10 protein-coding genes and 1 pseudogene are annotated in these 12,620 nt (G+C 70.5%); 5 read left to right on the top strand and 6 right to left on the bottom strand.

Translation table 11 applies throughout. The annotated features are described in order from the left end of the window. Positions 1 to 162 precede the first annotated feature (162 nt). The 3 genes and pseudogenes from pknB to HKD39_RS12050 all read left to right on the top strand — a co-directional run. A pseudogene (pknB, locus tag HKD39_RS12045) lies at positions 163 to 1,872 on the top strand (Stk1 family PASTA domain-containing Ser/Thr kinase); the annotation flags it as partial. A gap of 81 nt (positions 1,873 to 1,953) precedes the next feature. After that, positions 1,954 to 2,637 (top strand): PASTA domain-containing protein, encoded by a 684-nt coding sequence (locus HKD39_RS20795; protein WP_425488452.1) that lies wholly within the window; start codon positions 1,954 to 1,956, stop codon positions 2,635 to 2,637. Between the two features lie 221 nt (positions 2,638 to 2,858). Then, positions 2,859 to 4,565, top strand: coding sequence for a S1C family serine protease (locus tag HKD39_RS12050; RefSeq protein WP_171200117.1), 1,707 nt, complete (start codon positions 2,859 to 2,861; stop codon positions 4,563 to 4,565). 236 nt (positions 4,566 to 4,801) lie between these two features. On the opposite strand, the gene HKD39_RS12055 is transcribed toward HKD39_RS12050, so the two are convergent. From HKD39_RS12055 to HKD39_RS19640, 4 genes are all read right to left on the bottom strand, one after another. Next, entirely contained in the window at positions 4,802 to 6,433 is a 1,632-nt protein-coding gene (locus HKD39_RS12055) for a metallophosphoesterase (protein WP_171200118.1), read from the bottom strand. Between the two features lie 368 nt (positions 6,434 to 6,801). Beyond that, positions 6,802 to 7,491 carry an anthranilate synthase component II gene (locus HKD39_RS12060; protein WP_171200119.1) on the bottom strand — a complete coding sequence of 230 codons (690 nt, stop codon included), beginning with the start codon at positions 7,489 to 7,491 and terminating at the stop codon, positions 6,802 to 6,804. A 52-nt stretch (positions 7,492 to 7,543) separates the two neighbouring features. Further along, positions 7,544 to 7,702 (bottom strand): hypothetical protein, encoded by a 159-nt coding sequence (locus HKD39_RS12065; RefSeq protein WP_171200120.1) that lies wholly within the window; start codon positions 7,700 to 7,702, stop codon positions 7,544 to 7,546. A gap of 4 nt (positions 7,703 to 7,706) precedes the next feature. Further along, entirely contained in the window at positions 7,707 to 9,287 is a 1,581-nt protein-coding gene (locus tag HKD39_RS19640) for a class E sortase (RefSeq protein WP_246232519.1), read from the bottom strand. Between the two features lie 434 nt (positions 9,288 to 9,721). Between HKD39_RS19640 and HKD39_RS12075 the strand changes: the two genes are divergently transcribed. Together HKD39_RS12075 and HKD39_RS20560 are read left to right on the top strand one after the other, a co-directional pair. Next, on the top strand, positions 9,722 to 10,021 hold the full coding sequence (locus HKD39_RS12075) for a cell division protein CrgA (RefSeq protein ID WP_343074694.1): 300 nt from the start codon (positions 9,722 to 9,724) through the stop codon (positions 10,019 to 10,021). 153 nt (positions 10,022 to 10,174) lie between these two features. Further along, positions 10,175 to 10,633 carry a PH domain-containing protein gene (locus tag HKD39_RS20560; protein WP_171200122.1) on the top strand — a complete coding sequence of 153 codons (459 nt, stop codon included), beginning with the start codon at positions 10,175 to 10,177 and terminating at the stop codon, positions 10,631 to 10,633. A 606-nt stretch (positions 10,634 to 11,239) separates the two neighbouring features. Here the strand turns inward: HKD39_RS20560 and HKD39_RS12085 are convergent. Together HKD39_RS12085 and HKD39_RS12090 are read right to left on the bottom strand one after the other, a co-directional pair. Next, positions 11,240 to 11,584 (bottom strand): HNH endonuclease, encoded by a 345-nt coding sequence (locus HKD39_RS12085; protein WP_171200123.1) that lies wholly within the window; start codon positions 11,582 to 11,584, stop codon positions 11,240 to 11,242. Positions 11,585 to 11,596: 12 nt separating this feature from the next. Continuing rightward, complete coding sequence (locus HKD39_RS12090) at positions 11,597 to 12,598, bottom strand: tyrosine-protein phosphatase (RefSeq protein WP_171200124.1); 1,002 nt, start codon at positions 12,596 to 12,598, stop codon at positions 11,597 to 11,599. Positions 12,599 to 12,620 lie beyond the last annotated feature (22 nt).

A 12,620-nucleotide genomic window follows, 5' to 3' on the forward strand; every position in this document is an offset into this window, starting at 1 on the left:
CATTGGTCACGTTCGGTCAGCAAGCGACCTGGTGGGATCACCGAACCTGCGACAATGGGCCCAACAACAGCACCGCGGGCCCGTTGCGGCTCCGCGCGGTCCGGCCTGGTCACCCGTGGGTGACGGACGGCCGTGCCGCAGTGCTCCAAGGCGAGGAAGGCGATGACCGGACAACTCTTCGGCGGCCGCTACCAGGTCGGTGACACCCTGGGCTTCGGCGGCATGTCCGAGGTACACCGCGGTCGCGACCTGCGGCTGGGCCGCGACGTCGCGATCAAGGTGCTGCGCGCCGACCTGGCCCGCGACCCGTCGTTCCAGACCAGGTTCCGGCGCGAGGCGCAGAACGCCGCTTCGCTGAACCACCCAGCCATCGTCGCGGTCTACGACACCGGCGAGACCACCGGTCCCACCGACACCAAAGACCCGAACTCGCCGCCCAGCTCGGTGCCGTACATCGTGATGGAGTACGTCGACGGCGAGACGCTGCGCGACCTGCTCAAACGCGAGGGTCCGCTGGAGCCGCGCCGGGCGATGGAGATCATCGCCGACGTCTGCGCCGCGCTGGATTTCTCGCACCGGCACGGCATCGTGCACCGCGACGTCAAGCCCGCGAACATCATGCTGACCCGCGCCGGCGCGGTGAAGGTGATGGACTTCGGCATCGCCCGCGCCGTGGCCGACGGTCAATCCACCATGACGGCCACCGCCGCCGTCATCGGCACCGCCCAGTACCTTTCGCCGGAGCAGGCCCGCGGCGAACCGGTGGACGCCCGCAGCGACGTCTACTCCACCGGCTGCGTGCTGTACGAGCTGCTCACCGGGCAGCCGCCGTTCACCGGTGACTCCCCCGTCGCGGTGGCCTACCAGCACGTACGGGAAGACCCGAAGCCGCCGTCGGCGCTGCGTCCAGGGCTGCCCCGCGAGCTGGACGCGATCACCCTGAAGGCCCTCAACAAGAACCCGCTGAACCGCTACCAGACTGCCGCCGAGATGCGCGCCGATCTGGTGCGGGCGCTGTCCGGCCAGGCCGTGCAGGCGCCGCGGGTGATGGACGACGCCGAACGCACCGAGCTGCTCGGCGCCACGCCCACCGCGGTCGCCGCCGGTGGCGCCGGAGCCGGTAACGGCGGCTCTGGCTCGGGCAACGACGGCACCCCGCCGATCCTGGCGCCGCCGCAGCGGATCGCCCCGCAGCGCTGGGACGACGACGAGCGCGAGTCGTCACGGGCCAAGAAGGTCTGGGGTTATGTCGGCATCGGCGCGCTGTGCCTTGCGCTGCTGGCCGGCGCCATCTTCCTGACCGTCAAGATCACCTCGCAAAAGCCGAAGCCGCAGAACGTGGCGGTGCCGGCGCTGGCCGGGATGACGGAGGAGCAGGCCAGGGCCGAGCTCACCTCGATGAAGCTCAAGTTGGCCAGCCCGGTTCAGCAGCAGCAGTCCAGCGACGCCGACAAGGGCAAGGTGATCGACCAGAACCCGTCACCGCACCAGCCGGTGCAGCCCGACTCGGCGGTGACCATCACCGTCGGCACCGGGGTGCCGATGGTCGCGGTGCCGAACCTGACCGGTTTCTCCCAGGCCGAGGCCAAGACCACGCTGACCGACGCGAACCTGCAGATGAAGGTGCAGACCGAGGCGTCGGGCACGGTGGCCAAGGACAAGGTCATCCGGCAGGACCCGGCCACCGGCGCCCAGCTGAAGACCGGCTCGACGGTCACCGTCGTGGTGTCCGGCGGCCCCAACCTGGTGGCCATTCCCGGCGACCTGGTCGGCAAGCCGCTCTCCGATGTGCAGGCTGAGCTGGACAAGTTGAAGCTGAAGGCGGTCGCACAGAGCGTGCCGTCGACGGAGCGCAAGGACACCGTCATCAAGCTGGTGGACCGGCAGGCCGGCCAGAAGGTGCCCGAGGGCACCGTGCTGCAGCTGCAGACCTCGGACCAGAGCCAGTTCAAGATGCCGAACGTCAGCAATCAGGGCCTGTCCAGCGACGCCGCCATCCAGCAGCTCACCGCCTCTGGTTGGCAGGGCAGCCCCGACACCGTCGAGATCAAGGAGCAGGAGACCAACGACGACGCCGGCTGGGGCAACGTGATCGGGCAGGGCCCGGCCGCCGGCACCGCGTTCGGGATCCTCGCCCGTCCTTCGCTGACGGTCGGGGTGGCCCCCAGCATCACCATCCCGCCGTACGTCGGTAAGAACAAGGACGCGTTCGCGGCGGAGCTGGCCGGGCTGGGGCTGCGCACCCAGATCAACTGGACGGCGAACGGCAACTCCGACCCCACCGTCGATTTCCAGGTGCGGGACTGCGTGCCAACCCAGAGCGCCACCATCCGGGTCAACCAGACCATCAGTTGTGGCTACTACGACGCGGCCCCCAAGCCCCAACCCCCGCCGCCGGTCCAGCCGCCGGCCACCCAACCTCCGGCCACCCAGCCTCCGGCCACCCAGCCCACCAACCCGCCGGCCCAGCCGACCCGGCCCACCCAGCCGCCCGTTCAGCCCACCACCCAGCCGCCGGCCGCCCAGCCTCCCGCCGGCGGCAACCAGGGCCCGCGGCCGGGCCCCGGTAACGGCAACGGGAACGGGAACGGGAATGGCAACGGGAACGGCGGCGGCATCGGCCGACCGGGCGGCTGATCAGCGGTTGCGCCGGATCACCAGCGTGCTGGTGGACAGCCCTCCGCGCAGGACGATCACTGCACCACCGGCGCGACTGGGCGGTCCCGCCCGTCCCGGGACCGGCATACAGCTGGTTCACAGGTTGGCCGGAAATTGCACAGCCGAACCTGTACCGATTCTCGAACCGGGCTCACTGCCAACTCAGCGCGTTCCCACGATGACGGTCCATGTTGGTAGCTATGAGTCAGACACCGCCCCGCGACTGGGAGTCCGAGGGTTCGGACGCGCACCAGTCTTCCCCGTCAGCATCCACCCCATCGACCTCACCCACCCCCACCAGCCCGCGGCCAGAAACCTCAGAGTCGGCGGCTGATACTCCAGATACCCAACAGACTCAGTCGGCGTCCCCAGCGGGATCGTCGGCTGCCACGTCGGCGCCACCCGTTCCCGACGCGGGTGGCGCCTCCACCGATCGCCCGGACCGCGCCGGCCTCGGCACCGGATACGGCCAGCAGGGCAGCGGGTACGAGCAGACCCCGCCGCACACCGCCAGCTACCCGGCAGCTGACCGGGCCGGCTACCGGCAGGACTCGGCGTCCCGCGGATACAACGACTGGACGGCGTTCGGGGCCCAGCAGCACAGCCAGACCGGCCCGTCCGGTTACCGGCAGTACACCGGCTACCAGAGCTCCGGCTACGGCAGCAGCACCGCGGTGGCCGAGCCGCCGCGCAAGCGCGGCAAGGTCGCGGCGATCGGCGGCGTCACCGTGTTGGCGCTGGCCGCCGCGTTCGGGGCCGGCTACCTCGGCTCGCAGGTCGGCTCGCCGAGCACCACGGCCGCCGTCCAGGACTCGTCGCTGACGCAGAGCAGCCCGCAGAACCCGGTGGCGCTCACCCCGTCCGCCCCGCCGGCCAGCGCCGACGTGCAGGCGGTGGCGAAAAAGCTGCTGCCGTCGGTGGTCTCGATCATGTCGGTGACCAACGAGGGTGAGGGTGAGGGCTCCGGCGTCATCCTGTCGGCGGACGGCAAGATCCTCACCAACAACCACGTCGTCGCCGGTAGCGAAAAGATCACCGTGCAGTTCAGCGACGGCACCACCGCCACCGCCAAGCTGATCGGTGGCGACGCCACCGACGATCTCGCCGTGCTGCAGGCCGAGGGTGTTTCCAACCTGACGCCGGCCGCGCTCGGGTCGTCGGCTGATCTGGCCGTCGGCCAGCAGGTGGTGGCGATCGGCTCGCCGCTGGGGCTGACCTCCACCGTCACCACCGGCATCGTGTCGGCGCTCAATCGCCCGGTGAGGACGGCCGCCGCCGAGCAGCAGACCCCGCAGCAGCAAAACCCGTTCGGCCAGCAGAACCCTTACGGCCAGCAGGATCCCAACGGGCAGCAGCAGGACCCGAACAGCTCGAACCAGGCCGTGCAGAGCGACGGCACCGTACTGAACGCGATCCAGACCGACGCCGCCATCAACCCCGGCAACTCCGGTGGCCCACTGGTCAACATGTCCGGTCAGGTGATCGGCATCAACTCGGCGATCGCCGGCATGCCGGGACAGTCCAGCGCGTCGCAGGCCGGCAACATCGGGGTCGGTTTCGCGATCCCGATCGACCAGGCCAAGCGCATCGCCAACGAGATCATCGAGAACGGTTACGCCAACCGCGCGGTGCTCGGCGCCACGGTCTCCGACAACAGCGCCGACCGCACCTCGCCGTCCACCGGGGCGGTGATCCGCGGGACCACCGACGGTGGCGCCGCGCAGCAGGCCGGCCTGCAGGAAGGCGATGTGGTGACGAAGATCGGTGACATCCCGATCGACTCGTCCGACGCGTTGATCGCCGCGATCCGTTCGCAGGTCCCCGGCGGCAAGGTGAACATCACCTTTGACCGCAACGGTTCTGCGCAAACTGTTGAGGTGACGCTCGGAACCGCCCGTTCCAGCTGAGCCGCCGTTGCCGGTGACCATGTCCCGTTGGCCGTGATCGCCGGTGCAGGGCAAGAGCCCGCTCGCCCCACCATCACATGATGGTGCCGGTGCGAGCGGGCTCTTCGCGTTCCCAGGACGACGGTTCCGGCCCGTGCCGGCGCCGGCCGGTCGCTGGCCTGTTGCCGGCCGATGGCGGCCGAGTGCTGGCTGGCGCAGTGCTGCCGGTGCTGACCGTGCCGTCGGTGCTGACCGGGCTACTGGAAGGTGATCCCGGAGTCGAAGGTGGCGTACTGATCGAGGTCGGCGCCCTTGGCCGGATCGGCGATGCGGCGGCTCATGGTGCCGGCGGCCACGTCGATGGTGATCAGGCTGACCGGGTTGCCCGTCACGTCGGTCTGGTTGTTCAGGTACGAGACCACCTTGTTGCCCTGCTCATAAGTGTCGGTGCGGTGCGCCGCGCTGCCGACGTGCCCGGAGAACACTGCCTTGATGTTCTTGTACTTGCTGATCAGGTTGTCCTGCAAGTACTTCGGCGTCATGGCACCGTAGTTGTCGTTGCCCAGGCCGATACTGCCGTTCGGTTCGAGGTAGGCGTGAACCTGAACCAGCACATTGTCGTTGGGATGGTCGGCGACCACCTGCTTGGCCCAGTCGACCACCTGCGGACGCGGCCACGCCTCCAGCGTCAGCACCATAAAGTCCTTGCCGGCAGCCGAGAATCGCGAGTAGGTGTTGTCAACCTTGCCGGGCTCGTAGCTGCCGGCCACCGCGCCGAACCGCTCGGCGGTGAAGACCTTGTTGAATTCTTCGGTGTGCCGCAACAGTTTGCTGGTCACGCATTCCGACGCCGGGAAGCGTTCCTTGCACTCGGGGTTGCCGACGTAAGCGGCGCCGCCGTAACCGCGGCTGCCCGGGATCCCGTTCCAGCCAACGGCTCTGGTGTCGTGGTTGCCGAGCGTCAGGGCGTACGGGACGCCGGCGGCCTCCAGCGGGCGCATTGCGTCGCTGGCCACCTGGTACTGCGACGGCACCACCCAACCCCAGTTGACGACGTCACCGGTGTGCATCACAAACTTCAGGTTCAGCGCAGACCTGTTGTTCAGCAACCAGTTCGTGCGCCCCTTGAAGCGCGGGTCGGTGGTGCCGGTCTCCATCTGGGTGTCCGGGTACACCGCGATGGTGAACCGGCTGCTCTCGTTGGCGGCCTGCTGCTGGGTCGGCGCGTAGAAGGCCACCCCCGACTCGGTCCAACCGTCGGCCGTCAGCTGCTCGCGCTCGGCGGCCGACACCGCCAGCCGGTGCTTGGTCCTGTTGTTCGCGTGCTTGACGAACTGCCGCACCGGTTGCGCGCACGACGTCGGCGCGGTGAGGGCGTACATCCGCGACATCGGTCCCTGCTCCCGGTACCCCTGCGCGGCCGCCTCGTCCCTGGCGGCGTCGCCGGCCACCCACATGAAGTCGACCTGGCTCGGGTTGTACATGCGGTAGACCGGCGTCAGCCCCGGCGCCGCCAGCCGGGTGGCGGTGAACGGCACGCCGCGGTCGTCCGAGTAGCCGTACTTGGTGTCGGCGGTGCGCGCCTCGCTCTCCCACACCGTGAACAGTGACGCCGCTGTTGTCGGGTTGACCCGTTCGTACACCGGCATGGTCATCGCGGCGCAGGCATCGGTCGTCGCGGCTCGGAACCCGGCGGCCGGCGCCCCGACGCCGGCGGCGGAGACCAGCGGCTGGCAGACGGCGACCGCCGTCACTGCGGCCAGCGCCGCCGGCAGCAGCCGGGTGCGGCGCCGGCGCTGCACGCCATGACGAGAACCCGGGCTGCCCGGCTTGCGGCTACCGGAGTTGTGGGGACCCTGCTGCTGACGATGGGTGACGCGGGTAGCCATAGAACCGTCCTGTTTCACTCGAATGGGTGTCCCCGACCCCGAGAAAGAGTAACCGACGGTGTTGACCCTGGCTATGGTCAGTTTCGGCCGGTCAGTTTCGGCCGGTCAGCTTCGGCCGGCCAGCTGCAGCCGGTCAGTTTCGGCCGGTCAGTTTCGGCCGGTCAGTTTCGGCGGCGCGGGTGGACCCGTCGGCGCCTCACAGCCGAGTTTTCGCAACACAGCTCAGTTGGTTAACCAATCCGGCTGTGAGGTGCGAACTCAGCTGTGACGCCAGCCGGCCAGCGCGGGCGAGCCCTGGCCAGCGCGGGCCAGCGCAGCCACCCGCCGCCGGCCGGCCGGCGGGTCGGCGGGTCGGGCGGAACAGTGGATCAGCCGGCGCGCAGCCGCAGCCGCTCGACGTCCTGCGCCAGCGGCGCCACCCGGCTCGGCGCCGCGGCGTCACCCAACTCCACCAGCCAGTTGGCCAGTAGCGCGTGGCCGGCCTGGGTCAGCACGGATTCCGGATGGAACTGCACGCTCTGCAGCGGCAGCGACCGGTGCCGCAACCCCATGATCACGCCCGGCGCGTCGGTACCCGGGGTGCCGTCGGCAACGGTGCGGGCGGTGATCTCCAGCTCGTCGGGCACGGTGCCGTCCTGCACGGCGAGCGAGTGATACCTGGTGACAGTCAACGGATCCGGCAGCCCGGCGAACACCCCGGCGTCGTCGTGGCTGATCTGTGAGGTCCGGCCGTGCAGGAGCTGGTCGGCGCGGTGCACCACCCCGCCGTAGACCTCCGCGATGGCCTGGTGCCCGAGACACACCCCCAGCGTCGGGAGCCGGCGCTGCGCCGCCCACTCGATGACGGCCGCCATCGACCCGGCCTCTGCGGGGGTGCCGGGGCCGGGCGAGAGCAGGACGCCGTCGGCACCGACCTCGTCGATCACCCCGGCGGCGACATCGGCGGGCGAGCGGTCGTCGTTGCGCCAGACCACGGTCTCGGCGCCGAGCTGGCCGAGGTACTGCACCAGGTTGTAGACGAACGAGTCGTAGTTGTCGATGACGAGCACGCGGGCCATGGCCCTATGCTGCCAGCTGGCCGCGATCGCCGGCTAACGGCCGGTCGGCCGACTACTGGCTGACGTCGACATTGTTGAACGGCAGCAACGGTTCCACCCACGGGAAGATCACGAAGAACAGCAACGCGACCACCGCGAGAAACAGCACGAGGCACTCGCCGATGCGCGCCGCGGTGTTGCCGGGCAGGTGCCGCCAGAGCCATCCGTACATGCGCTCACGCTCCCAGTTCCGGCGGCAGGAACCCGGCCGCCTTGGAGTAGCTCTTGGTCAGCACGCCGTGGATGATCATCCGCTCGCGGTCGGAGAACTGCGGGTGGCAGGTGGTCAGGGTGATCAGCCGCTCGGCGTTCGGCGGGATCGTCATGCTCTGCACCCCCGGGATCGGATAGGTCTGCTCGATCGCCTGCGGCAACACGATCTGCCGACCGAAAACCCCTGCGTACGAACCGGTTTGCTTCTTGACGTCGGCACATTCGGGGCGGGCGGCCGGGTTCCAGTTCGCCGCCTCGTCCTGCATCGGCAGCACCCGGTAGACGAACCAGTCGTCCTGGGTCTCCACCACCAGCGCGTCGCAGGAGCGCAGCTCGCCGGCGTCGTTGAACGGGGCGCCGTGCGTCACCCGGTGCCCGGCGACGGCGAAATTGCCTGGCTGGCCCGGATACTGGCTGTCGGCGTAGTGGCCGGGGCCGGTGGCGAGGTCGTCGTCGTTGGTGCCCTCGATCAGGGTGTACACCTCGTCGGCGCCGAAGCTGGGAATGTATAGCTTGGCAAAGCCCTCGCCGGTGAGTGTGTCGTATTTCTTGGTGCGTTTGCTGGCGTCGGTCTCCAACTGCTTGGCCGGCGGCGGCCCGGCGTCGGTCGTCCCGCCGGTACCGGCGCTGCGGGTCACGGTGACGACGTTCGGCTCGGCCGCCGCCCACTTCTCCTCAAGCACCTGGGTCGCCTGCGCCTGCTTGCGGGCGGTGAAGATGTCGGTGATCCACAGCTCGTAGACCACTAGCAGCAGCATCACCACGCCGAGCGTCACCAGAATTTCGCCGGCTGTGCGGGTGAGCATCCGCCCCACCCCGCCGCCACCGGACCGGCCGGCGCGGCCGCTGCGCGGGGGCAGCGGGGGTTCGTCGCTGCCGGTGCCTGCGGCCGAATCCGGGGTGCCCTCCGGATCGGCATCGGGAGCTGTCGTTGCCTGGTGCTCGCCGGCGCCGGCGCGGGTGTCGTCATCGCTGGTGCCAACCCCGCTGGCGGCAACGCCGCTGGTGGCAACCCCGCTGGCGACAACGCCCCCGCCGGACGACGCCGCGCCGCTGCCCGCCGTGCCGACGGCGCTCTCGCGGTCGGCCGATTTCACCCCGGCGATCACCGCGGCATACTCGGCGTCCCGGTCGGCGGTGCCACCGTTGATGTCCCCTTCGTTGGCATGGTCCCCGCCGACGGCCGGCAACGTTGCGGTGGGCGGTTCGGAGTCGGCCAGCGGGCGGGAGCCGGCCAGCGGTTCGGAGCCCGCCAGCGGTTCGGAGCCGGCCAGCGGGCGGGAGTCGGTGAGCGGGCGGGTGTCGGCCAGCGGTTCGGAGCCGGTGAGCGGGCGGGTGTCGGCGGAGCCCGGCGCGGACCCTGGGGCAGCGCCGCTGCCCGACCAGCTGCCGGTACGGGCTTCCGCGTCGTCGCCGTGTTCGCCTTGGGTGTCGGCGGCGCGGGTCCGCGCGGCGCCGCGATCCTGCCGGCGCTGTTCGGCGCGCTCGGCCATCGCCCGCGCGAGCAGCGCGCAACGCTCGCCGTCCTGGTCCTGGTCGTTCATCGCACCCCCTTGGCCTGTCGACACACGCTCTCGCACATTGTGACCCATCGAGGCCGTTACCGGACACGGCGCCGCGGCCCGGCCCTGCAGTCGTGCGGTGCGGTGATTCGCCCCGGCGGCTCACCCCGGCGACCCGGCGGCCGGACGATCCAGCGGCGCCGCGTTGCGGAGATCCTGTGGTTGCTGCCCTCCAGCGACGCAGCGGCCAGCGTTGCCGATGCCAGCCGGCGCTCCAGCCGTCCGGCGGTCCTGCTCCGCGGCGCCCCAGGGGTCTGCGGCGCGGTAGCTCGGCGGTGCAGCGAGCGATGCTGGTCGCACGTCCATGGGTGCGGCACTTACCATGGTCACCGACCCAAGGCGGCAGCGCCGTCGGCCCGGGCCATCGCCGGGGCAACAGCAGACAGCCGCCGCACGCGGCCAGTACGGAGGACCCGGTGCCCAAGTCCAAGGTTCGGAAGAAGCCCGCTGGTAGTTCCGCCGGCTCGGTGGCGGCCCGCTCCGGATCGACCAGCTCCGCAGCAGCACAGACCAGCCGGGTCAAGGTCGCCGGCCCGTCCAGTCCGCTGTACATCGGCGTCATGCTCGGGCTGATGATCCTCGGGCTGCTGTGGATCGTCATCTACTACCTGTGGGGCCAGGACATCCCGGTGATGAACACCCTCCAGGGCTGGAACTTCTTGGTCGGGTTCGGCCTGATGGTGATCGGCCTGCTGATGACCATGCGGTGGCGCTGACCCGGCTGCTCAACGGGGCGCTGAACGCCCCGTCGGTATCCGAGCAGTTCGCCTGCCGGTCATCCGCCGGTCGCCTGCTGGACACCGAAACACATCGATGTCATTCATCCCCACTGTGGACTACCGCTGTGGATAACGCCCCCGGGACGCGCTGTGACCATCCCTGACCCGGCCGCCCAGCCGCCCGGCGCGATGCCGCGCAGCGGAATGCGCTGGGGTGTCCGTCCGTGGTTGCTCGCGCTCGGCTGCGCGGTGCTTGCGGTTGCGGTGGTCTGGGCGATCCTCACGCCGTCTGCTCGTGATCGCGCCGTCGCGGTGCTGATGGCCGGCGCCGGTATCGCGCTGGCGATGTGGGCGCGGCGCTGGCGGCACCGGCTGGCGGTGGATGCCACCGGCCTCACGGTGACCGGCTGGTCCGGCCCGCAGCACATCCCCTGGCACCAGGTGCGGCGCATCGACGAGGTCGCGCACACCCGGCTGGGCACCCGCTCGGCGCTGCTGCACATCGACCTGGTGGACGACACCTTGCTGGTGTTCTCGGCGACCGAGCTGGGTACCCGCACCGACGACGTCGCCGCGGCCCTGCACGAGTGGTTCCCCGGGCCGCGCTGAACAGCGCTCGGCCCGCAGCTCCGACTGGCGCCGGCAGTTGCCGCACCGCCCATGTCGTGAATCCGGGTCGCGTCGCCCTCACACCCCCGACATCGGCCCCGAAAAGGCCACCGGACCCCGATTCGCGACATCTGCCGGCAATGCTCCGCCTCACGGAGCACCGCCAGTGCCCAACCCACCAGAGAGCACAGCCGGCCGGCTCGCAGCCCGCCAAACCCAGCCCCGGGCTGCCGCACCCACCGCAGAGCCCAGCCGGCCGGCTCGCAGCCCGGCCAACCCAGCCCCGGGCTGCCGCACTCACCGCAATGTCGTCAATCCGGGTCGCGTCGCCCCCACCCCCCCCGACATCGGACCCGAAAAGGCCACCAGACCCCGATTCACGACAGCCGCCGGCAACGCTCCGCCTCACGGAGCACCGCCAGAGCCCAACCCACCAAAGCCCAGCCGGCCGGCTCGCAGCCCGCCAACGCCAGCCGCAGGGTGCCGCACCGCCCATGTCGTGAATCCGGGTCGCGTCGCCTCACACCCCCGACATCGGCCCCGAAAAGGCCACCGGACCCCGATTCGCGACATCTGCCGGCAATGCCGCTTCGACGACGCTGCCGGTCAGCAGCGCCGCAGCTGAGCATCGAGATACGTCCTGGCGCGCCGCGAACCGCCGACGTCGTCCAGCCGATCCGCCAGTCGCAGCAACAACTTTCGCACCTCGGGCGCAGTGCCGTAGAGCTCGCGCGCCTGTTCCGCCCACTGCGCCGGGCCTTGGTGCCCACGACGAGCGTTGCAGCGCCGGCAGGCTGCCACCTCGTTCTCGGCGATGCTGGGTCCGCCCTTGGCGCGCGGCACCAGGTGATCGGTGGTGGCGGCGATCAACTCACCGAACGGGCGGCCGCACCACAGGCAGCGACCGTGCTGGGAGGCGACGGCCCGCTCCAGTCGCTGCTGTTGGCGCATGCCCGCCGGCCGTCAGCCGCGCAGCTTGCGCCGCAACGCTTCCGAGTCGTCGGCGGTCCAACCGTAGGGCGCCAGGAAGGCTTCGACCCCGCCGGCCCGGTCCACCTCGTCCAGCAACCCCTGCATGGTCTCCGGGAGGGACAGGTGGGATTCCAGCGGCCGGTCACGCAGGTTGTCGGCGTAGGTCTTGGTGCTCATCAGCCGATCGACGATGCCCTGCACCCGCTCCGACGACGCCGCGTAGTCCTCGACCACCGCGGCCGGGTCGGCGCCGGCGACCAACAGTGCCAGCGCGACAACGGTTCCGGTGCGGTCCTTGCCGGCAGCGCAGTGCACCAACGCGGCGCCCGGGGCGGTCGCGATGTCGCGCAGCGCCCCGACGATGGAATCCGGCCGGTCGGCCAGGTACGACAGGTAGTGCGCGGTGGATTCGTGTTCGTGCGCGACGCTGGCCGACTTCCCCACCCACGGCAGCGCTTCCGGCGGCGCGGTCTGCGCCGGGTTGCGGCCGTCGCCGTCGGGATGGTCAAGTTCGGTGCGGATCGGCTCAGGGCCGCCCGGTCCCGCGCTGGAGCCTGGCACCGGATCGACGTCCCCGTCGCCACTCTCCCGCCTGCCAGCACTGTGAGCACCGCCGGCACTGTCAGCACTTTCAGCACCGTCAGCACCACGGGCGCTGTCCCCACCGACGGCGCTGCCAACCCCGTCGGCACCATCGGCACCGGCGGCGAACACGTCCGGCTTCTCCACGAATACCGAGCGGTGGTGGAACCGCACCCCGTCGGCGCCGACCAGCGGCCCAGGACCTTCGCTCCGTACCTCGACGCCGGACCGCATGTCGATCACGTCGGTGAGATCCCTGGCGCGTAGCTCCGCGATGTCGGCCGGGGTCAGCGATTGCAGGTTGTCCGACCGCAGCAGCCGTCCCGGCAGGATCGCGCCGCCGTCGGTGGTCGGGATGCCACCGACGTCACGCATGTTGACCACACCGTCGAGCTCGATCCAGTTCGCCATGCGCCCCAGAGTATCCGCGCGC

This window comes from Nakamurella aerolata, assembly GCF_013002705.1.
In the GTDB taxonomy this organism is placed as follows: domain Bacteria; phylum Actinomycetota; class Actinomycetes; order Mycobacteriales; family Nakamurellaceae; genus Nakamurella; species Nakamurella aerolata.